This is a genomic window from Streptomyces sp. NPDC050287 (genome assembly GCF_044459385.1).
Lineage (GTDB): Bacteria > Actinomycetota > Actinomycetes > Streptomycetales > Streptomycetaceae > Streptomyces.
Map to the genome: position 1 here is coordinate 44,500 of NZ_JBITIY010000002.1, position 20,746 is coordinate 65,245.

Consider the following 20,746-nt stretch of genomic DNA (forward strand, 5'->3'; position numbering starts at 1 on the left):
ACGTCGAATCAAAGGCTCCGACTTCCATCGGCTTCCGCCGCTCGGCTGATTAGACACCTATCTATGTTGACGCTCGTCGAATCAAGTGCGACCCTGGCCCCGTAAGAGATCGACGCATGTCGAAACAAAGGGGAGCCGCCGTGAGCGTGTCCACCACCGACCACGTGCCCGTCGTGGTCGTCGGAGCCGGCCCGATCGGGCTGGCCGCAGCCGCCCACCTCGTCGACCGGGGCCTGGAACCGCTGGTCCTGGAGGCCGGCCCGGTCGCGGGCAGTGCCGTGCGGGAGTGGTCCCATGTGCGGCTGTTCTCGACGTGGGACGAGCTCGTCGACCCGGCCGCCGAGAAGCTCCTGGCGCCGGCCGGCTGGAGCCGCCCCGACGGCACGACGTACCCGACCGGCGGCGACTGGGCCGAGCGCTACCTCCAGCCGCTCGCCGACGCCCTCGGCCACAGGGTCCGCTACGGCGCCCGGGTGACCGGCGTCGCCCGCGCCGGCCGCGACCGTGTCGTCGACTCCGGCCGCGAGGAGCAGCCCTTCACGGTGCATCTGCGTACCGCGGACGGCCGTGAGGAGCGCATCGCCGCCCGCGCGGTCGTAGACGCCTCCGGTACCTGGTCGAGCCCCGGTCCGCTGGGCGCCGACGGCCTGCCCGCGCTGGGGGAGGCGGCGGCCGACCGTATCTCCTACCGCGTCCCGGACCTGACGGACCCGGCCGTCCGCGCCCGTCACGCGGGCCGGCGCACCGCGGTCGTCGGCTCCGGCGCCTCCGCGTTCACCGCCCTCGCGTACCTCGCCGACCTGGCCGAGCAGGCGGACGGCACCCACGCGGTGTGGATCCTGCGCCGCGGGATCGGCACCGGCACCTACGGCGGCGGCGAGGCCGACCAGCTCCCCGCCCGGGGCGCTCTCGGCCTGCGCGCCAGGTCGGCCGTGGAGAGCGGACGCGCCTCTGCTGTCACCGGCTTCCGTACGGAGGCCGTCGAGCGGGACGGCGACCGGCTCGTCCTGGTCGCGCGGGACGGCCGCCGCCTCGACCCGGTGGACGAGGTGATCGTCCTCACCGGCTTCCGCCCCGACGTGTCCTTCGTCTCCGAGGTCCGCCTGCGCCTCGACGAGCGCCTCCAGGCCCCGACGGCACTCGCTCCGCTCATCGATCCCAACGTCCACTCCTGCGGCACGGTGTATCCGCACGGCGTGAACGAGCTCTCGCACCCGGAGCAGGACTTCTACCTGGTCGGCATGAAGTCCTACGGCCGCGCGCCCACCTTCCTCGCGATGACCGGCTACGAGCAGGTCCGCTCCGTCGCCGCCGCCCTCGCCGGAGACCGGGAAGCGGCCGAACACGTCGAACTCAACCTCCCGGAGACCGGGGTGTGCGGCGGAGCCGGTCTCCTCGACGAGCCCGACGAGCCCGACGAGCCGGGGAACACCGAACAGTCCGGAGGCGGCTGCTGCGCGGCGCCGACGACCACGACCCTGCGGATCGGCCTCGGGACTCCGGCATCCTCCGGCTGCTGAGGCGGTTGCCGGCTCCTCGCCGCTGACTTCTCACCCGGTCCTTTCCGGCATACGGGTCCCGTCGCCGTCCGCGCGGGGGGAGCATGCTGGTAGGCGATACGCGCGCGGGCCGGGAGGTGCGGGATGCGACGGTGGCCCGGAGGCGGGATGGCGAGAATCGTGGGAATCGGGGGACTGGTGACCGGGATGGCCGTCCTGGCGGCCTGCGGCGGGTCGTCGGACGGCGGATCGGCGGGAGCGACGTCCGGCAGCCCGAGCCCGAGCACGAGCCCGAGTACGAGCGCCGGCACCGGCACCGGGCCGACCGCCGTGCCGACGCACACCTCGGCGCCCCCGTCCGCGAGCGAGCCCGCGTCTCCGTTCCCGTCCCCGAGCGGCCCGGCCACGTCGGCCACGGTGCCGCCCTCCGCCCCCGCGCCAGGCCGCTGCGCCGCCGGCCGCACCAAGGTCACCGTCGCCCCGGGTGACGCACCCCGCCAGCGGCTGTGCGTACGGCCCGGAACGGTGGTGGAGCTGGTCCTGCGGCCACGCCTGGACGACAAGCGGTGGACGGCCGTACGCAGTTCCGCCCCGGTGTTCGTCCTGGTGTCCGGATGGCAGGTGGGCGCGGACGGTACGGCCCGCGCCTCGTTGCGGTGCGCGGGCACGCGGGCGGGCACCGCCGGGATCACCGCGCTCGCGAAGGCACCGGACGTGGCGGGTGCGGCCCGCGTCGCCTTCACGCTGGACGTGAGCGTGGTGCCGTACCGGAAGGAGGGGTGACCCCGGAACCGGGGCACCCCTCCATGCTTCTCCCTGTTTCGGTCAGCCGCAGTCCCGCACCTTGATGCTGTAGATGCCGCGGCCGTGGGTGGCCGCGTACAGCGTGCGACCGTCAGGGCTCAGCTTCAGCTGGAGCACGGCGACGGCCGGGAGGTCGCCGACGCGCTGCCAGGTCGTACGGCCCGGGGCCCGGTAGACGACACCCAGGTCGGTGCCGACGGCGAGGCCGCCGTCCGGTGTGACGACCGCGGAGTCGGCCGGCACGTCGGGGAGGTTCTTCGAGATGTCCTTCCAGGTGGTGCCGCCGTCCTTGGACTCGAAGACGTGGCCGACACCGGCACCCGGGCCCTCGGTCCACTGCCGCGAGAAGCCGTTGACGGTGAGGTAGACGTGGTCGGCGTTCTTCGGGTCGACGGCGAAGCCGCTGAGGTACCGGTTGGGTACGGTCCCGTCCACGGGCAGGGCGATGTCGTGCCAGCCGGTGCCGTCCATGTTCCCGACGGAGATCCCGCGGGTGAAGCCCTGGTTGTTGCAGGGCCCGCACCAGGCCGCGTACACCTTGCCGCCGGAGGTGGCGACGGCGGTCGCGGTGTGGCCTGCGCCGAGGTCGTACAGGCTGGTCCACTCGCTGCCGCTGCGGATGGCGTAGCCGTGGGTCTGCACCCAGACATGACGGCCGCCGGCGATCCAGGTCGAGGGGTTCTTGGCGTCGGCCGCGAGCGGGGCGATGAAGCGGGCCTCGCCGGTGGCGTTGTCGGCGGGGGCGACGTTGTACGACGTGGCCTTGCTCGGGTCGGTCATCCAACTGCCGTCGTTCACCGCGCAGTTCTGCGTCACCTGGATGGAGAGGTAGACGTACTCCTCCGCGATGTCGCACCCGTTGGCCGGGTTGGTGAGGGTGTCGCCGCCGTCGCCGCCGAAGTTGGAGCCCATCACCCGGTCGTTGCTCCGCAGCACGGACTGGCCGTTGTCCTGCAGGCCGCCGGTCACCAAGACCCCGCCGTACGTCAGGTCCTTGCCGATGCCCACCGAGTAGTACTGGAGGGTGTCGATGGTGCCGTCGTTGAGGGAGGTCCAGTCGGTGGCGTGGCCGGAGGTGTCCTGGGAGCCGTGGAGGGGGCGCTTGTAGACACCGCCGTCGTTGCCGACGTACACGAAGCTCTTGCCGTGGTAGCGGCCGATGGCGACGCCGTGCTGGTCGGAGTGGGTGGTCGCGTTGCAGTCGCCGGTCTGCTTGGCGGGGTCGATGCTCCAGCAGGGGAAGTTGAAGTTCCAGTACGGGCCGACGGTCGACCAGGTGCCGCCGCCGTCCTTGGTCTCGTAGACCTCCTCCAGCCCGGCGTAGACGTGCTCGGGGTCGGCGGGGTCGACGGTGAGGAACTGGTTGTACCAGGCCTGGACGCCGGGCATGTAGCCGCTGGAGGTCAGCGCGGAGCCGGACGCGGCCAGCCCCTGGTAGTCGGCGATCTTCGTCCACGGCCCGGTCGGCGAACCGGACTTGGAGACGTAGAAGCCCTCCAGGCCGCTGTCCGGGTTGGTGTTCAGCTGTTCCGGGGACTGGTCGATGGCGTAGTAGCGCGAGCCGTCGGCGGAGCGGGCGAAGGTGACGTTGCCGATGCCGTCCGGGTCGGCGGGCAGATCGCCCAGGCCGCTGGTGATCCGGGTCCAGGCCCCGCCCGCGCCCTTGGTGTAGAAGCCGTTGTAGTCGTCACCGCTGCGCCAGCCGACCGCGAGGACGACCTTGCTCGGGTCCTTGGGATCGATGGCGATGTCGTTCGCGATGTTCTTGTACGGCGCGCTCGGGTCCTTCGCCTGCGAACCGCCCGGCAGATAGTCCGGGTTGGGCGCGAACTCCAGCTTCCAGGCGCCCTTCAGCGTCTTCGTGGAGTGGCTCCACACACCCCTGCCGGTCGCCGCCCACACCTTGCCGCCGCCGAAGCGCAGCTGGTGGACGGTGGTGCTCTCCAGCTCGTCGCCGCCGACGCGGCTGCGGGAGGAGAACGTACCGTGGTGCGGATCGGTCAGGACGTAGACACCGCTGCCGAGGTAGGCGTCCGCGTTGGTCGTCGCCTCACCGGTGCCCAGCCACAGCCGCCCGCCCCCGTCGAGAGCGAGCGCGCCCGTGGACTGCGAGGACAGCCCGTCACTGATGGCCTGCCAGTGCCCCCCGCCGGTCCGCGACCGCCACACGCCGCCACCCGCGCTGCCGGCGTACACGTACCCGTCGTCGTCGGCGGCCACCGCCGCCATACGGCCCGTCACATTGCCCGAGCCGCCACTGGAGTTGGAGTCGATGTCCCGGTAGCGCGAATCGTCCGAGTCGTACGGCAGGTCGGTGACGTTCCGCCACCTCCCGCCGGTGCCCGGCAACTTGGTCAGACTGCTCCAGGCGGCCCCGTACGCTCCCGGCGCGACGATCCCGGGCGAGGTGCGGGCCTCGGCGTACTGGTCCGCCCCTTCGGCGATCTCGTCCGCCTCGTTGCCGTCGTCGCCGTCCTCGCCCTTCAGCTTGGGCGTGAACGCGCCCACCGAGTCCGCGCGCCCGGCGGCGAGTTGAGCGAGCGTACGGGCGCCGAACGGACTCCCGCCCCCGCCGGACGCGCCGCTCGCGGGCACCGCCACGAGGGCGGCGGAAGCGGTCAGGGTGCAGATCGTGAGCCATCGTCTTCTACGGGTACGGGGGGGTGCTGACATCGGGTCCTCCGAAAGGGCGTTGATTCAGCCGTCGCAGGGACCCGACCACGAGCGGGAGGCGGACTGTCCGGCGCTTGTACAGTCTTTGACCAGAACATGCCGCATTGTGGACGGGGCGTCGACGGAACCGACTTCCGGGGCTCGACGCCGAGTACGGCCCGGCGGACGCCTTCGGAGCGTGGCCTTCCGGCAATGGGCCGTGGTGGAGACCCTCCGCCCGGCCGGGCTGCGTGGTCGCCCGGCTGTCAGCGCGCGACGCCGCGCATCAGTCCCTAGAGGTCGCGTTCGCCGGCCGGTGTCTGTGCCCCGTCCCGCAGGCCCCCGCTGATCAGCCGTTGGGCGGCCGGCAGGCCGAACGCAGCAGCCCAGGCGCCGTTCTCCCGCAGGAGTCCTTCCTTGATGTCATCGGCGGGCAGCGAGCGCTTGGCTGCTTCGATGACGCCGTCGGGCAGCGCGGCGATATTGCGAGCGACACGGTCGACGTACTCGTCGAGCTCGTCGAGAGGCAGGGCCCGGTTGATCCAGCCGTAGGACGCCGCGGGCCTTCCCGGCCAGCTTGACGATGGTCACCTGGGGCTGGTGGCGGATGAGCTCGCCGAGTGACTGGAACACGTTGACGTCCGCCGGCGCCGACGCGGCGAGTTCCTCAAGGGCGTCCATCTTCTCCCCGATCCGCATGTCCACGTGAGCGAGGAAGAATTCCGGGTCGGCGCTCGAGAAGACGATCACCCGGACCGATGAATCGTCCGCGAGCGTGGTCAGCACGGTGCGCAGCTCGCCCATCATCGTCGCGCCGAGCACGTTCACCGGGGGATTGTCGAGGACGATCCGTGCGACGCCGTGTTCGCTGCTCACCCGCAGGGTGGAGTGGGCATCGTTCGTCATGAAGGGCTCCGTAGGTTGAGCACAGCAAAGAGATCCAGAACTGCCAGCGGGCGTACGACGGCAGGGCTGACGCCTGACCGCGGTGGGCCGGCTACTCCGAACCCACCCACCGACCCCACACTCCGCGTCACGCCGCCCTTGCGGCTGGCGAATTGCCCAGGTCGCACCGATCAACTTCCAAGGGCTCATCGGAAGAGTCGCTCGGCAGTGTGATGGGCAAGCCAAGTTGCATGCGGCGCAGGTAGATTGAAGGAGCCGGGGCGAAGGTTGTCGTGAGCGACAGGGGGGCGGCCCAGTGGTCGAGAAGATCGTCGGCGGTATCGCGGTGGCGCTGCTCACGGCCATCGGGCGGATGCTGTGGCAGAACAGACGGCATCTGACGCTGCTGCGGGTGCTGCTCATGCCGCGCACCCGGGTGAGGGTCTCTGTCGCCGTCCTGCTTCGCCTGCACGAGGAGGACCACTACGTCCTGTTCGGCTCCGTCACCCGGCCCGGGGCGTTCGGGCCGCCCGGCGGCGTGGTGAAGTACCAGGACTCCGCGAAGCCGCTGCTGGAACGGCTTGACTTCGCCCCCGAGAGCCGCGCCCGCGACGTGATGCGGCACGACCTGCGCGGTTTCCTGCCCGCCTACCATGCCCTCGGCTTCGCCCGCTGGCTCCAGCGCGGCACCGACCGGGAACCGGCGACCGAGTGCCTGCGCCGCGAACTGGTGGAGGAGCTTGGTGAGATCGGCCACGAGGCACTCGGGCCGGAGGCCCGGGAGGTCGGCTTCCACTTCGTGCGCCGGGTCATCGACGGCCCGCTGAAGGTGCCGGGCGAGAGCTACCGGCAGATCCGCTTCTTCGAGGTGTACGACCTCGTCCTCGACAGGCCGTACGCTGCCAAGCTGCGTACGGCCCTGCTCGGGCTGGCCGCCGATCCGGCCGAGGGGCTGGTCATCGGCGCGAGCCGGCGGGAGATCGTCCGAGGCCGGGCGGAGACATGTGTCGTACTGCCGCAGTCCGCCTTCCTGATCGGCGACCGGCGTCGGCGCGAGGACATCGAACCCGTGTCCTGAACTCGGCCAGTCACGCGAACTTCCCGCATCTGCCGGGCAGTTGGTGCAGGAGTGCTGGTGCCGACCGCCTCCGCTCTGCTGGAATGGCGCCTTGCAATATGAACGAAGCGCCGCAAGGCGCCCAAAAGGCATGCCTGCCCGACGGGCGAAGGGAACAGCCGATGACTGCCGCGATCACTCCCGACGGATTCCAGCGGGCGCTGGCCATTACGAGAGCCGCGTACCAGGACGTCGTCCGGGCCGACCCCGGTTTCGACAAACGGTTTCCCAAAGCCGGTTCCGGCCTGGACCGCGCCCAGGAGGAGCTCGCAGCCAACAAGCTCGGCGGACCCGCGTACATGATCGCCAACGCGGCGAAGGACATCGCCGGCGACTTCTACCTGCGAGAGGACCCCGACCGGGCGCGCGAGCTGCTCGAACTGGCCGTGCGCTTATACGAGTTCCGCAACGACGACGGACGCTACACCCAGTCGATCGACCGCTGCCGGGAGAACCTCTTGGCGCTCGGCTCCGTCTCCGTCCAGCCCGCCGTCACCCCGGACGCGGCGGCCGAGGCGCGGGCCCAGCCGGCGCCGCGGTCCCCGTCTGTGCCGCAGTCCCAGGTGCCGCAGCAGGCGGCTGTCGCGACCGCTCACGCGCCGACGCTTCCCGCCATTCCGTCGCCTGCCGCTCCGCCTCCGTCCACGCCGTCCACCCGGCGCCACTCCGGTGACGCCGACGGCGCCGACGTACGGGAGCCGAATGCGGACGCCCCGCCCAACTGGGAGCAACTGCTCAGGGACTGGCGGTCCGGCCTGGACGGCGAGACACTCGTGGAGCACCTGTTCGATGGCCTCGGTGAGCTGATCTCCGACCTGGTCACCCGCAATGCGCCCGCCTCCGCCGACCGTCTCGCCGCCGTCATCGCCGACGACCTGCGGGTGCTTGCCGAGGAACTGGCCGGCGTCACCGTCGACGTCGAGGGTCACCTGGCCCTGCACCAGCGGGCGATCATCGCCCGCTCGGTCTCCCAGATGGCCTCGTCCAAGCACTCCAGGGGCGGAACCCCCGCCGAACTCCGGCAGGTGCGCGCCCAGTGGCTGACGTCCGCCCTGTGGAATCACGCCCTGTGCCGCCACTGGCCCTCCAACGGCTACCAGACCGTCGCCGACATCCTCGGCTACCTCCAGATGATCCAGATCGAGAACCGATACCGCCCCGACCAGCGGGAACTGCTGCTTGCTGTCAGTGAGTCGGCGGCGCAGATCGCCATCGGCGAGCTGAAGGACAGCAGGCGGGAAAAGGTGCGGCACGTGTTCACCTGGCTACGGCACGCCGTCGGTGTCCAGCTGCACGTGGGCGGACCGGATCCGGTGGCGCCGGAGGACAGCACCTCCCATGCGCGCGTGCAGAACCCCAACGAGCCCGGCCGCCACCTCCATCCCGAGACGTGGGCGGTGCACCTGCTCAGCCAGTGGGTCCATGAGGAGGAGCACTGGTACAGCGTCGCCTTCATCCTGCTCAATCTCGCAGGCTGGAAGGCCGACCGGCTGGAGGGCCTGCTCGACGGGCTGTACCGCACCCCGCCGGGCGTGCCCGTGAGCGACGAGGCGCGGCGGGTCCGCGACTTCTGGCACGAGCTGGCGATGAAGGCGCTGGCCACCACGCGTACCGTGCGCGTGGTCAAGAACGCCTGGGAGCCCGGCGTTGTGGGCGCCTCCAGTTCGCTGTCGACGCGTGACCAGGACGACTTCGTGCAGCTGTCCAATCGTCTGCTCCAGGGCATGGCTGCGGAGCTGGCACCCCGCGCGCACGGCACCATGGTGCAGGGCGCCCTCTTCTCCGGGCGGCCGGTACCGACGTATCTGACCTTCAACAACTTCGGGCCCGTCGGTGTGCTGAAGATCGACGAAGCGGCCAAGGTGCAGCGAGAGAAGGAGAACTTCGACGAGTTCGGTGAACTCCTGCACCCCTTCTACCGCTCCAGCAAGTGTGTGGTCGGCAGCACGACCATCGCCAACAGCACCAACGGCCGTCGCTACCAGGCGATTCTGACTTCGTACGTCTTCCGCGACCGCGATGAGCCGACGACGCTGCGCGACTGGCTGCGCACGGCCGGCGCGAAGCGGGACGACACGGGGAACAAGGTGCTGGACGAGCAGGGCCGGGAGGTGGTGGATCCGAACGTGCTGCGGGACGTCGTCGAGGAGCTGTTCCTCGACGCCCTCGGGCCCTGGCTGAGCAACGCCAGCCGCAGCATGGGCGACCTGCGCGGTGAGTACCCGGCGCTGCGCCCGGCCACCTTCGAGCGGACCAGCTACGCCCCTGGCAAGGACGCCGAGTCCGAGCTGGCCCACTTCACCAGTGACGAGGTCGCCCGGACCTTCGGCAGCGACGGCGGCCTGTCCTGGCGGTCCCCCACCCTTGAGCCGCTGCTCCACGGCAGCGCGCTCGGCCGCAGCCCGCTGGTCGACGACGCCGCGGTGACCAACCCGCTGTGGCTGGTGGCGCACATCGCGGACGTCGCCAAGCCGGGCGGCAGCGAGGAGGCGGCACTCTTCGACTGGCTGCTCTACGACCGGCAGTACGGCCTGACCACGCGCTCCTACCTCACCTGCGTATCCCACGGCGACCTGCATGGCGAGAACGTCCTGGTCAGCGGCCCCGACGGACGGCCGCCCGCCCTTTACATCATCGACTTCGAGACGACGCACCGCGGCCACATCTGCAAGGACTTCGCCCGCCTCGAATCCGCCTTGTGGTCACGGACGTTCGTCTGGAAGCCCGATCAACTCAGCCAGATCCGCGCCTGGTTCAGCAATGCCCTGAATGGTGAGGCACTGTGGACAGCGCAAATTCCGGGTGACGTCGATCCGGAGGTCCAGCGAGTGCTTAACTGCGTCACGAAGCTACGTACCATCCTCAAGGGCTGCGAACAAAGGAACTGGCCCATTAACGATCTGGAATACCAGTGGGCCTTGCTTGCATCCCTGCTTCCCTTCGCCCGCTATCGCGACCATGAGGACCCAGTCAATCGCCACCTCCCCTTCCTCCTGGCCGCTGACGTTGCTGACTCTCTCGTCACCAGGGCGAGGACGGCGATGTGAGCAGTGGGCTCCGCCCGTCCGGCTTACGGACGGGCGGAGCCCGCAAGTGCAACGCGCAGTTCCACGAGGACACGTCGTCCGGAAACGCCGGCGGATGAGTCACAACCCGCGCCCCTGCTCGGCTGTGATTGGCCGGCCTGCGCAGCCACGATCTCGCTCGGGTTCAGCTCGCGGTCGAGTCCTTGGTCAGCGCGTCCATGAAGAGGTCGACGAGCGGACGGGCTTGCTCCTTGGTGCCGTGCTGCACGGAATAGGCGATGCCACCCATGAGGAGCAGGACATTGTCCGGGGCGACGTCCGTTCGCAGGCTTCCGTCTCGGGCGCCGGCCGTGAGGAGGGCGGCGACGGCGTCGGTAAGGAGTGCGCGGCTGTCGGAGTATGGATCGATGCCGGAGGCGATGACCGCGTTGAGGGCTTCGGACATTCCGCTCTTTGCCGTGGCGTAGTGGATGAAGTGTTCCATCCACATCCGGGTGGCCTCGGCGGCCGGGTGCTGGGTGAGAAGGTCGTTCACCTTCTCGCACACCTGGGTGAGTTGGCGCCGGTAGGCGGCGTCGATGAGGACTTCCCGAGTCGGGAAGTGCCGGTAGAGCGTGCCGACACCGACGCCCGCCTGCTTGGCGATGGCGGCAGGCGCGGTGTCCAGCCCCTGCTCGGCGAAGGCCTGCGCGGCGACCTCCAGCAGGCGCTCGCGGTTCTGCAGCGCGTCACTCCTGGTGCGGCGGGGCGTGGCGGGCATGCGGGTTCCTTCGGTGTCGGTCTCCAGTTGCTTTCCGGAATCTGTTCCGCTTAACTCTAAACGGAACATGTTCCGGTATCACTCTACTTCAGGAGACCCCCATGCCCGCTCCCTCCGGCAAGGCCTCACGTCACTGGTTCGTCACCGGAGCCTCTGGTGGGCTGGGCCGCCATCTCACCGAGCACGCCCTCCGGAACGGCGACCGCGTTACGGCGACGGCCCGCCGCCAGGCAGCTCTGGAAGACCTGCGCGAGACGTACGGCGACCGGCTGACTGTCGAGATCCTCGACCTCACGCGGCCCGCCGATGTGGACAAGGTGGTCGGCAGGACTCTCCGGTCCGGGCCGGTGGACATCGTGGTCAACAATGCCGGATACGCGGTTGTGGGCGCCGCCGAGGAAATGACCGTCGAGCAGATTCGTGACCAGATCGAGGTCCTCCTGCTCGCGCCGATGGTGATCACCCGCGCCTTCCTGCAGCCGATGCGTGAGCAGGGCGGTGGCCGGATCATCCAGATCTCCAGCGTGGGCGGCCAGGTCGGTATCCCCACGCACAGCTCCTATCACGCGGGCAAATGGGGGCTGGAGGGCTTCACCGAGAGCGTCAGCCGCGAGGTCTGCGACTTCAACATTCACCTCACTCTGGTCGAGCCCGGCGCCACCCGCACAGGCTTCGCTTCGGCCCTGCAATACACCACCGAAACGACCGTCTACCGCGACAATGCCGTCGGCCAGACCCGGCACTACCTGGAAACAGCAGACGAGAGCGTCTTCACCGGCGACCCGGCCAAGCTCGCCGCCGCCATTTACGACACCACCCGCCACCCGAGCCCGCCACTGCGCCTGACTCTCGGCTCCGACACCTACAGCGCGATCCACGCGGCACTCACCGAACGTCTCACCGCGCTCGAGACTCAGAAGGATCTCGCTGAATCTGTCGCCTTCACCCACTGACCCGCCCAACGGCACGACCCGTCAGGAAATCTCGCCGCCATTACGGCCCCCGGCCGCCATTACGGCCTTTCTCCGCCACTGAAAAGGGCGAGGCCCGAAGACCCCGCCCGCTACCAGCGAAGCCCCAGCTCAGGGCCAGACAAGGCAATAGGGCTGATGCCCCGCCTCGTGCAGCCGGTGGCTGAAGTCCTGCCACTCGTGCAGCAGTTGGTACACGTTGAACGCGTCCCGGGGGCCGCCCCGGTCCGGGACCGTCGACCAGATGAAGGCCGCGGCGCCGACCGCTTCCTCGCCGATACCGCGGAGGGGGTCGACGACCGTCATGGGGAGCTTGACGACCGCGTAGTCGGGGTGCAGGACCACCAGTTCCAGGGGCGGGACCTTGTGCAGGGGGACGCCCTCGATGCCGGTGAGGACCATCGCCGCCATCGTCTCCGGCTTGATCTTGGTGAACATGCCGTTCATCCCGAGCTCGTCGCCGCCGAGTTCCTCGGGGCGCATCGAGATCGGGACGCGGGCCGCGGTCGCGCCGTCCGGCGCGCCGAAGTACTTGTACGTCACCCCCACCCGACCACCATTCCTGCTCCCCGCCCTCAGCCGGTCGACCCGTCGATCGGCCCGCTCCTGCTGCTCACTCGATCCAACCGGCCCGCCCGGTCCACCCAGGCCACCCGGTACGACGCGTCCCTGACGTGGTTCGTTCGATTCCTCCGCCTCGCGTCGGTGCCTTCCCCGCCGGGCACGTCGAGGACCCAGGTCGTCAGTCCCCTCGCCCAGTCCGCCACCGCGATGCATATCTCCACCCGACTGCTTTTCTAGGACGCGTGGCCCCCGCCGCGCAACCCGATCATCGTGTCAGTGACCTCCCCCACGGCCGCTCGCCGAAACGTGCGTTGAAACACCTGTCCGCAGGATCTTCGCAGCCCCTGGACAAGCCTCCGTAGACCTGTCCGTACACGTATCCGTCACGTATCCGTACACCTATACGTACGCCAGGGGCCTATGAGCTGTGTGTACCAGGGGACAGTTTCGCAGATCACATCGGGGCCGGGGGTGATCGAGGCTGTCCGCGGCTCCGGCAGCGGCCTCGGTGTCGTCGTCGGCCACTGGCCTACCCTGAGGTAGTCACAGACAACCGGAGTCCGAGAAGTCGGGGAAGGTCGGAGAAGCCGCAGGTCATGAGCGAATATCCCTATGCATACGATGCGCCGGTCTCGCAGGCGCTGTTCGACCGTGCGGCCGCCGTCACGCCGGGCGGTGTGAACTCCCCGGTGCGTGCCTTCCGCGCGGTGGGCGGAACACCCCGTTTCATGGTGTCCGGCACCGGTCCGTACCTGACGGACGCGGACGGGCGGGAGTACGTCGACCTGGTCTGCTCCTGGGGACCGATGATCCTCGGGCACGCGCACCCGGACGTGATCGCCGCCGTGCAGGACGCCGTCGTGCGCGGCACCTCCTTCGGTACGCCCGGTGAGGGCGAGGTCGCGCTCGCCGAGGAGATGGTCGCCCGGATCGGGCCCCTGGAGCAGGTGCGGCTGGTGTCCAGCGGCACCGAGGCCACCATGTCGGCCATCCGGCTCGCCCGCGGGTTCACCCGGCGCAGCAAGGTGATCAAGTTCGCCGGGTGTTATCACGGTCACGTCGACTCGCTGCTCGCGGCGGCGGGGAGCGGTGTGGCGACGTTCGCGCTGCCGGACACCCCCGGCGTCACCGGTGCCCAGGCCGGCGACACGATCGTCCTGCCGTACAACGACCTCGACGCCGTGCACGCCGCCTTCCGGGCCCACCCCGGTGAGATCGCCTGCGTGATCACCGAGGCCTCCCCGGGCAACATGGGCGTCGTACCGCCGCTGCCCGGCTTCAACCAGGGGCTGAAGGACGTCTGCGCCGAGAACGGCGCCCTGTACATCTCCGACGAGGTCATGACCGGCTTCCGTACCAGCCGCGCCGGCTGGTACGGCATCGACGGGGTCGAACCCGACCTGATGACCTTCGGCAAGGTCATGGGCGGTGGCTTCCCCGCCGCCGCCTTCGGTGGACGTGCCGACGTGATGGAGCACCTCGCTCCCGCCGGGCCCGTCTACCAGGCCGGCACCCTCTCCGGGAACCCGGTCGCCACCGCCGCCGGTCTCGCCCAGCTGCGGCTCCTCGACGACGCGGCGTACGACACGGTCGACACCGTGTCCGCGCGGATCCAGGCGCTGGTCTCGGACGCGCTCGCCAAGGAGGGGGTCGCGCACACCGTGCAGAACGCCTCCAACATGTTCAGCGTCTTCTTCACGGACCGGCCGGTGCGCGACTACGAGGACGCCAAGGCGCAGGAGTCGTACCGCTTCACCGCCTTCTTCCACTCGATGCTGGCGAACGGCGTCTATCTGCCGCCCTCGTCCTTCGAGTCCTGGTTCGTGTCCACGGCCCACGACGAGCGGGCCATCCAGCGGATCGCCGACGCCCTTCCGGCGGCGGCCCGAGCGGCAGCGGAGGCCACCGCAGCATGAGCGACAGCAGCAGCGGCACCAGCGACATCACCGTCGTCCACGTCATGCGGCACGGCGAGGTCGCCAATCCGGACGGCGTGCTCTACGGCCGTCTGGCGGGCTACCACCTCTCCGAGCTGGGCCGGCAGATGGCCGACCGGGTCGCCGAGCATCTCGCCCCCCGCGACATCACCTACGTCTGCGCCTCCCCGCTGGAGCGGGCGCAGGAGACGGCCACTCCGATCGCCAAGGCGCACGGGCTGGACGTCGCCACCGACGAGCGGCTCATCGAGGCCGAGAACGTCTTCCAGGGCAAGGCCTTCGGCGTCGGCGACGGGGCACTGCGGCGGCCGGAGAACTGGAAGCACCTGGTCAACCCGTTCAAGCCGTCCTGGGGCGAGCCGTACGTCGACCAGGTGGTGCGGATGATGGGCGCGCTGAACGCGGCGAAGGACCAGGCGCGCGGGCACGAGGCCGTACTGGTCAGTCACCAGCTGCCGATCTGGATCGTGCGGTCCTACGTCGAGAAGCGGCGGCTGTGGCACGACCCGCGCAAGCGGCAGTGCACCCTCGCCTCCCTCACCAGCTTCACGTACCAGGGGGACAAGATCGTCTCCGTCGGCTACAGCGAGCCGGCCCGGGATCTCGTCCCCGCACATCTCCTCGCCGGAGCCAGGCCGGCGAAGGGGCAGGACAAGGCTTTCGGAGCGTAACGTCAGGGGGTAAGTTCCGGAGCCTAGGAGGACCTCCTCCTAGGGGCGGGCGCAAGCCCTTTCTGGATGCCTCTGTTACGAGATCCGTAAGAATCACAGGAACCTCCCCGTTCGTCACCTCCTCTCACTGGGTGACCACCACCGGAGAACATGACGAACGGGGATGCCATGCGCACTCTCTCCCGCAGGGGAATGCTCGGCCTCGGCGCGGGCGCCGCGGCCGCCGTAGGAGTGGGCGGTTGCGGGAGCCTCACATCCTCCGGCGGAACGAGCCATGACGGAGGTTCCGGTTCCGGTAAGGGGAGCGACCGTCCCAGTGGCAAGCCCAAGCCCACCGCCCGCCCCATAGGTGACGGCTCCACCTCCCTCACCGGCAAGCAGCCCCGGCAGCCGGGAAAGCCCGAGCCGTTGGAGCCGGGGCAGACCCCGCCGCAGTTCGTGATCTTCTCCTGGGACGGGGCCGGCGAGGTCGGCAACGGTCTCTTCCCGCGCTTCCTGGACCTCGCCAAGGAGCACGAGGCGGGCATGACCTTCTTCCTGTCCGGGCTGTATCTGTTGCCCGAGTCGAAGAAGCGGCTCTACAACCCGCCGAACAACCCGCGCGGCGCATCCGACATCGGCTACCTCACCGACGAGCACGTCAAGGCGACCCTGACCAACATCCGGCGCGCCTGGCTCGAAGGGCACGAGATAGGCACCCACTTCAACGGGCACTTCTGTTCCGGCCACGGCACGGTCGGCAACTGGACGCCCCAGCAGTGGCGCAGCGAGATAGACCAGGCGAAGTCCTTCGTGAAGGAGTGGCGGACCAACACCGGCTGGACCGACCTGCCGTCGTTGCCCTTCGACTACGACAAGGAACTCGTCGGCGCCCGTACGCCCTGTCTGCTCGGCCAGGACAACCTGCTGCCCATGGCCCGCGCGCTCGGCTGGCGCTACGACGCCTCCTCGCCGGGCGGCCGTCAGGTATGGCCGGACAAGAAGCAGGGGATCTGGGATCTGCCCCTGCAGCAGATACCTTTCCCCGGCCGCAGCTTCGAGGTTCTCTCGATGGACTACAACATGCTCGCCAACCAGTCGGTCAACTCCACCCAGGCGCCCGCCTACAACTACCCGGCCTGGCGGCAGCAGTCCTCGCAGGCGTACATACAGGGATTCAAGCGGGCATACGAGACAAACCGCGCACCCTTCTTCGTCGGCAACCACTTCGAGCACTGGAACGGCGGCATATACATGGACGCCGTCGAGGAGGCCTTCAAGTACATCGCGCGGGAGAAGGAGAAGGGCCAGGACGTACGCCTGGTCTCCTTCCGGCAGTTCGTGGACTGGATGGACGTACAGAAGCCCGAGGTGCTCGCCAAGCTCCGTACGCTCGACGTGGGCCAGCAGCCCGCCGGGGGCTGGAAGGAGTTCCTGAGGGCCACGCCGCCGAGCGGCTCGACGGCTTCCGGGAAGGCCGACGGAAAGGCCTGACCAGAAGGCCTGACGGGAGTGCCGCCGGAGCGACCGCTGGACAGACCGCTGGAGCGACCGCTGGACAGACCGTCGGAGATACCGCCGCAAACGCCGCCTGAAATGCGGGTTTCCGTCCGTGAGGGGGGTGCGCAAGATCCCCGGAACGGACATGCGAAACTTTTCACATGAGTGCCGCCAGCCCTAGTCGCACCCGTGTCCGCGCCACCCTGCTCACCGCCGGTGCCGTGGCCGCCGCCGCGCTGACCCTGTCCTCCTGCAGCTCGGGCGGCACCTCGGGCGGGGGCGGCAACACCAACTTCGTCACCGGTACCGACGGCGTCGCGACCGTGGCGAAGGGCGAGCGGGCAGACGTTCCCGAGCTGTCCGGCACGACCGTCGACGGCGGTCAGGTGAACGTCGCCGACTACAAGGGCAAGGTCGTCGTCCTCAACGTGTGGGGCTCCTGGTGTCCGCCCTGCCGTGCCGAGGCGAAGAACCTGGAGACGGTCTACCGGGACGTCAAGGACCAGGGCGTCGAGTTCGTCGGCATCAACACCCGCGATCCCAAGCCCAGTCTGGCCAAGGCCTTCGAGAAGGAGTTCGGCGTCAGCTACCCGAGCCTGTACGACCCGACGGGCAAGCTGATGCTCCGCTTCAAGAAGGGCACGCTCAATCCGCAGGCCATCCCGTCGACGCTGATCATCGACCGGGAAGGCAAGATCGCCGCGCGCACCCTGCAGGCACTCAGCGAGGAGAAGCTGCGGGCCATGCTCAAGCCGGTCCTCGCGGAGAAGTGACGTGACCACGGCGTCCACGCTCGCCGCCACGGGCTACAACGGCACGGTCCTCAACGGAGCCCTGCTGGTGGCTCTGCCGATCGCGCTGCTCGGCGGTCTCGTGTCCTTCTTCTCCCCGTGCGTCCTGCCGCTCGTCCCAGGCTATCTGTCGTACGTCACCGGTGTCGCCGGCACCGACCTGGCCGAGGCCCGGCGCGGGCGGATGGTCGCGGGCGCCTCGCTCTTCGTGCTCGGGTTCACCGCCGTCTTCGTCTCCAGCGGGGCCCTGTTCGGGTACTTCGGCGACACGCTCCAGGGCCAGAAGGACGTCATGTCCAAGGTGCTGGGCGTGCTCATGATCCTCATGGGTGTCTTCTTCATGGGGCTGATGCCCTGGATGAGCCAGCGGGAGTTCCGTCTCCACAAGCGGCCCACGACCGGACTGGTCGGCGCCCCGTTCCTCGGCGCGATGTTCGGCATCGGCTGGACGCCGTGCATCGGTCCGACCCTGTCCTCCGTGCTGATCCTGTCCCAGGATCAGGGGAGCGCGGGCCGGGGGGCCATACTGACCGTCGCGTACTGCCTCGGTCTGGGCATACCGTTCGTGCTGGCCGCGGTCGCCTTCCGCAGGGCCCTCGGAGCCTTCGGCTGGGTCAAGCGCCACTACGTCTGGGTCATGCGGATCGGCGGCGGCATGATGATCGCGACCGGCCTGCTGCTGCTGACCGGGGCGTGGGACAGCATGGTGCAGGAGATGCAGACCTGGTCCAACGGCTTCACTGTGGGGATCTGATCGATGAGCAAGACCACACCGCCCGACACCGCCTCCCAGCGGGCCGAGGACAAGGACCTCGGCGCGGCCGGCTCCCAGCTCTCCACCGCCCCCCAGGAGGACGCTCCCAACCTGCCGGCCCTCGGCGTCATCGGCTGGTTCCGCTGGTTCTGGCGTCAGCTCACCTCGATGCGGGTCGCGCTGCTGCTGCTTCTGCTGCTGTCGCTCGGCGCCATCCCCGGCTCGCTGATCCCGCAGTCCGGGACCGACGCGACGAAGGTCGCCGACTTCCAGAAGAACCACAGCGTCCTCGGGCCGGTCTACGACAAGCTCGGGCTCTTCCACGTCTACAGCTCGGTGTGGTTCTCGGCCATCTACATCCTGCTGTTCGTCTCCCTCATCGGCTGCATCGTGCCCCGCAGCTGGCAGTTCGTGGGTCAGCTGCGCGGCCGCCCGCCGGGTGCGCCCCGGCGCCTGACCCGGCTGCCCGCCTACACCACCTGGCGCACGGAGGCAGAGCCGGAGCAGGTCCGTGAGGCCGCGCTGGCCCTGCTGAAGAAGCGCCGCTTCCGGGCCCATGTCGCCCAGGACGCCGTCGCCGCCGAGAAGGGCTACCTCCGGGAGTTCGGCAACCTCGCCTTCCACATCGCACTGGTCGTGATGCTGGTCGCCTTCGCCTGGGGCCAGTTGTTCAGGTCCGAGGGCAACAAGCTGATCGTCGAGGGCGACGGGTTCTCCAACACCCTCACGCAGTACGACGACTTCAAGTCCGGCAACCTCTTCACGCAGGACGACCTGGACCCGTTCAGCTTCACCCTGAACAAGTTCACGGGCACCTACGAGACGTCCGGCCCGAACCGGGGCACCCCGCGCACCTACCAGGCGGCCGTCGACTACAGCGTCGGCGCCTACGGCAAGGACAAGAAGACCACCATCAAGGTCAACGAGCCGCTCGTGATCGGCGACTCGAAGGTCTACCTCACCGCCCATGGCTACGCCCCCGTCATCACCGTCCGCGACGGCAAGGGCAACGTCGTCTTCAGTGACGCCGTGCCGCTGCTGCCGCTCGACTCCAATGTCACCTCCACCGGTGCGATCAAGGTCATGGACGGCTACCGCGACGCCAAGGGACAGAAGGAACAGCTCGGCTTCCAGGCCGCGTTCCTGCCGACCTACGGCGGCGGCACCTCGGTGGTCTCGCAGTTCCCCGCGCTGACAAATCCGGTGCTCAACCTGGAGGCCTACCACGGAGACCTCGGGGTCGACGCGGGCATCCCGCAGAGTGTGTACCAGCTGGACAAGACCAACCTGAAGGGGTTCAAGGACTCCAAGGGCCGGCAGTTGCGGAAGAACCTGCGGCCCGGGCAGACCATGCAGCTCCCGAACGGCGCCGGCTCGGTCACCTTCGAGAAGGGGATCAAGGAGTGGGCGAACTTCCAGGTCACCCGCCAGCCCGGCGCAGGCTGGGCCCTCGGCGGTTCCCTTGTCGCCATCTTCGGCCTCGCCGGCTCCCTGTTCATCCAGCGCCGCCGCGTGTGGGTGCGGGCGGCGAAGGGCGCCGACGGCGTCACCGTCGTCGAGATGGCGGGCCTCGGCCGCAGCGAGTCCGCCAAGGTGCCCGAGGAACTCGGCACCCTCGCCGGGATCCTGTACGACCAGGCACCGGGCGCCCCCGACGCGGAAGACACCTCCGCCGACACCTCCCACGACACCTCCACCCCCGACTCCGACGCCGTACCTGCTGAAGGGGCTGAGACGAAATGACTCTCGCCGCCGCAACCAACGAAAACCTCGCGCACCTCAGCAACACGCTGATCTACTCCGCGATGGCCGTCTACACGCTCGCCTTCTTCGCCTACATCGCCGAATGGATCTTCGGCAGCCGCAGCAAGATCGGCCGCACCGCGGCGGCGCTCACCGGCGACGCGGCCTCGAAGGGGCAGGCGCCGGCCGTGACGGTGAAGAAGGCCGGCGGCACCGCAGTACTGGAACGTCCCAAGGTCGTCGTACGGGCCGCGGCGGGTGCGCGGGACGTGCCCGACGGGCCCGGGGCGCACGGCGGGGACGAGCAGGGCGACCTCTACGGGCGTATCGCCATCTCGCTCACCGTGCTCGCGTTCCTCGTCCAGGTCGGCGGGGTGCTCGCGCGGGCTCTGTCGGTGCAGCGGGCGCCGTGGGGCAACATGTACGAGTTCAACATCACCTTCTCCACCGTGGCCGTCGGGGTGTACCTGACGCTGCTCGCGCTGCGGAAGAACGTGCGCTGGCTCGGGCTGTTCCTGATCACGACGGTCCTCCTCGATCTCGGCATCGCCGTCACTGTCCTGTACACCGCCAGCGACCAGTTGGTTCCCGCCCTTCACTCGTACTGGCTGTACATCCACGTCTCGACCGCGATCCTGTGCGGCGCGGTCTTCTATGTGGGCGCGGTCGCAACGATCCTCTACCTGTTCAAGGACTCGTACGAGAACAAGCTCGCGAACGGCGGCATCCCAGGCAGCTTCGCCACGTCGTTCCTGGAGCGGCTGCCGTCCTCGGCGTCCCTGGACAAGTTCTCCTACCGCGTCAACGCGGCCGTCTTCCCGCTGTGGACGTTCACGATCATCGCGGGCGCGATCTGGGCGGGCGACGCCTGGGGCCGCTACTGGGGCTGGGACCCCAAGGAGACCTGGGCGTTCATCACCTGGGTCGCCTACGCCTGCTACCTGCACGCCCGCGCCACGGCCGGCTGGAAGGGCCGCAAGGCCGCCTACCTGGCCCTGACCGCGTTCGCCTGCTGGCTGTTCAACTACTACGGCGTCAACATCTTCGTCGGCGGCATGCACTCGTACGCCGGAGTCTGAGTTCCCGCCCGCGC

At 69.3% G+C, this 20,746-nt stretch carries 16 protein-coding genes; 12 read left to right on the forward strand and 4 right to left on the reverse strand.

The features are described 5' to 3' along the window. The first annotated feature begins 140 nt into the window (after positions 1–140). Together ACIBK3_RS05515 and ACIBK3_RS05520 are read left to right on the forward strand one after the other, a co-directional pair. Positions 141–1,520 (forward strand): NAD(P)-binding domain-containing protein, encoded by a 1,380-nt coding sequence (locus tag ACIBK3_RS05515; protein ID WP_399362204.1) that lies wholly within the window; start codon positions 141–143, stop codon positions 1,518–1,520. 147 nt (positions 1,521–1,667) lie between these two features. Then, the gene (locus tag ACIBK3_RS05520; protein WP_399362206.1) at positions 1,668–2,282 is read left to right on the forward strand and encodes a hypothetical protein; all 615 of its coding nucleotides are present in this window, start codon (positions 1,668–1,670) and stop codon (positions 2,280–2,282) included. Between the two features lie 42 nt (positions 2,283–2,324). Here ACIBK3_RS05520 and ACIBK3_RS05525 read toward each other — a convergent pair whose 3' ends face one another. Beyond that, the gene (locus tag ACIBK3_RS05525) at positions 2,325–4,976 is read right to left on the reverse strand and encodes a glycosyl hydrolase (protein ID WP_399362208.1); all 2,652 of its coding nucleotides are present in this window, start codon (positions 4,974–4,976) and stop codon (positions 2,325–2,327) included. Positions 4,977–5,378: 402 nt separating this feature from the next. Then, entirely contained in the window at positions 5,379–5,861 is a 483-nt protein-coding gene (locus tag ACIBK3_RS05530) for an enoyl-CoA hydratase/isomerase family protein (RefSeq protein WP_399362210.1), read from the reverse strand. A gap of 295 nt (positions 5,862–6,156) precedes the next feature. On the opposite strand from ACIBK3_RS05530, the gene ACIBK3_RS05535 reads away from it, so the two are divergent. Then, complete coding sequence (locus ACIBK3_RS05535; protein ID WP_399362212.1) at positions 6,157–6,918, forward strand: hypothetical protein; 762 nt, start codon at positions 6,157–6,159, stop codon at positions 6,916–6,918. Positions 6,919–7,079: 161 nt separating this feature from the next. Continuing rightward, positions 7,080–10,004: a phosphotransferase gene (locus tag ACIBK3_RS05540; RefSeq protein ID WP_399362213.1), complete on the forward strand. Its 2,925-nt coding sequence runs from the start codon at positions 7,080–7,082 to the stop codon at positions 10,002–10,004. 163 nt (positions 10,005–10,167) lie between these two features. Here ACIBK3_RS05540 and ACIBK3_RS05545 read toward each other — a convergent pair whose 3' ends face one another. Next, complete coding sequence (locus ACIBK3_RS05545) at positions 10,168–10,743, reverse strand: TetR/AcrR family transcriptional regulator (protein ID WP_399362215.1); 576 nt, start codon at positions 10,741–10,743, stop codon at positions 10,168–10,170. A 101-nt stretch (positions 10,744–10,844) separates the two neighbouring features. On the opposite strand from ACIBK3_RS05545, the gene ACIBK3_RS05550 reads away from it, so the two are divergent. Next, the gene (locus ACIBK3_RS05550; protein WP_399362217.1) at positions 10,845–11,696 is read left to right on the forward strand and encodes an SDR family oxidoreductase; all 852 of its coding nucleotides are present in this window, start codon (positions 10,845–10,847) and stop codon (positions 11,694–11,696) included. A gap of 129 nt (positions 11,697–11,825) precedes the next feature. On the opposite strand, the gene ACIBK3_RS05555 is transcribed toward ACIBK3_RS05550, so the two are convergent. Further along, positions 11,826–12,491, reverse strand: a complete 666-nt coding sequence (locus ACIBK3_RS05555) for a hypothetical protein (RefSeq protein WP_399362219.1) — start codon at positions 12,489–12,491, stop codon at positions 11,826–11,828. Between the two features lie 383 nt (positions 12,492–12,874). Here ACIBK3_RS05555 and hemL point away from each other — a divergent pair, with 383 nt between their 5' ends. The 7 genes from hemL to ccsB all read left to right on the forward strand — a co-directional run bounded on the left by hemL (position 12,875) and on the right by ccsB (position 20,732). Next, positions 12,875–14,194, forward strand: coding sequence for a glutamate-1-semialdehyde 2,1-aminomutase (hemL, locus tag ACIBK3_RS05560; RefSeq protein ID WP_399362221.1), 1,320 nt, complete (start codon positions 12,875–12,877; stop codon positions 14,192–14,194). Continuing rightward, positions 14,191–14,886 (forward strand): histidine phosphatase family protein, encoded by a 696-nt coding sequence (locus ACIBK3_RS05565; RefSeq protein WP_399362223.1) that lies wholly within the window; start codon positions 14,191–14,193, stop codon positions 14,884–14,886. The genes hemL and ACIBK3_RS05565 overlap by 4 nt, the downstream gene beginning before the upstream one ends. 168 nt (positions 14,887–15,054) lie before the next feature. Further along, positions 15,055–16,359 carry a hypothetical protein gene (locus ACIBK3_RS05570; RefSeq protein ID WP_399362225.1) on the forward strand — a complete coding sequence of 435 codons (1,305 nt, stop codon included), beginning with the start codon at positions 15,055–15,057 and terminating at the stop codon, positions 16,357–16,359. Positions 16,360–16,526: 167 nt separating this feature from the next. Beyond that, entirely contained in the window at positions 16,527–17,138 is a 612-nt protein-coding gene (locus ACIBK3_RS05575) for a TlpA family protein disulfide reductase (protein WP_399362227.1), read from the forward strand. 1 nt (position 17,139) lies between these two features. Then, positions 17,140–17,910 (forward strand): cytochrome c biogenesis CcdA family protein, encoded by a 771-nt coding sequence (locus ACIBK3_RS05580; RefSeq protein WP_399362228.1) that lies wholly within the window; start codon positions 17,140–17,142, stop codon positions 17,908–17,910. A gap of 3 nt (positions 17,911–17,913) precedes the next feature. Continuing rightward, the gene (locus tag ACIBK3_RS05585) at positions 17,914–19,653 is read left to right on the forward strand and encodes a cytochrome c biogenesis protein ResB (protein WP_399362230.1); all 1,740 of its coding nucleotides are present in this window, start codon (positions 17,914–17,916) and stop codon (positions 19,651–19,653) included. Then, complete coding sequence (ccsB, locus tag ACIBK3_RS05590; protein ID WP_399362232.1) at positions 19,650–20,732, forward strand: c-type cytochrome biogenesis protein CcsB; 1,083 nt, start codon at positions 19,650–19,652, stop codon at positions 20,730–20,732. Before ACIBK3_RS05585 ends, ccsB begins: the two co-directional genes overlap by 4 nt. Positions 20,733–20,746 lie beyond the last annotated feature (14 nt).

Bases quoted from the DNA above. Each gene is read 5' to 3' on its own strand.
- ACIBK3_RS05520 (WP_399362206.1), top strand. From the start codon at position 1,668: ATGGCGAGAATCGTGGGAATCGGGGGACTGGTGACCGGGATGGCCGTC.
- ACIBK3_RS05525 (WP_399362208.1), bottom strand. From the start codon at position 4,976: ATGTCAGCACCCCCCCGTACCCGTAGAAGACGATGGCTCACGATCTGC.
- ACIBK3_RS05530 (WP_399362210.1), bottom strand. From the start codon at position 5,861: ATGACGAACGATGCCCACTCCACCCTGCGGGTGAGCAGCGAACACGGC.
- ACIBK3_RS05540 (WP_399362213.1), top strand. From the start codon at position 7,080: ATGACTGCCGCGATCACTCCCGACGGATTCCAGCGGGCGCTGGCCATT.
- ACIBK3_RS05545 (WP_399362215.1), bottom strand. From the start codon at position 10,743: ATGCCCGCCACGCCCCGCCGCACCAGGAGTGACGCGCTGCAGAACCGC.
- ACIBK3_RS05550 (WP_399362217.1), top strand. From the start codon at position 10,845: ATGCCCGCTCCCTCCGGCAAGGCCTCACGTCACTGGTTCGTCACCGGA.
- ACIBK3_RS05555 (WP_399362219.1), bottom strand. From the start codon at position 12,491: ATGCATCGCGGTGGCGGACTGGGCGAGGGGACTGACGACCTGGGTCCT.
- hemL (WP_399362221.1), top strand. From the start codon at position 12,875: ATGAGCGAATATCCCTATGCATACGATGCGCCGGTCTCGCAGGCGCTG.
- ACIBK3_RS05565 (WP_399362223.1), top strand. From the start codon at position 14,191: ATGAGCGACAGCAGCAGCGGCACCAGCGACATCACCGTCGTCCACGTC.
- ACIBK3_RS05570 (WP_399362225.1), top strand. From the start codon at position 15,055: ATGCGCACTCTCTCCCGCAGGGGAATGCTCGGCCTCGGCGCGGGCGCC.
- ACIBK3_RS05575 (WP_399362227.1), top strand. From the start codon at position 16,527: ATGAGTGCCGCCAGCCCTAGTCGCACCCGTGTCCGCGCCACCCTGCTC.
- ACIBK3_RS05585 (WP_399362230.1), top strand. From the start codon at position 17,914: ATGAGCAAGACCACACCGCCCGACACCGCCTCCCAGCGGGCCGAGGAC.
- ccsB (WP_399362232.1), top strand. From the start codon at position 19,650: ATGACTCTCGCCGCCGCAACCAACGAAAACCTCGCGCACCTCAGCAAC.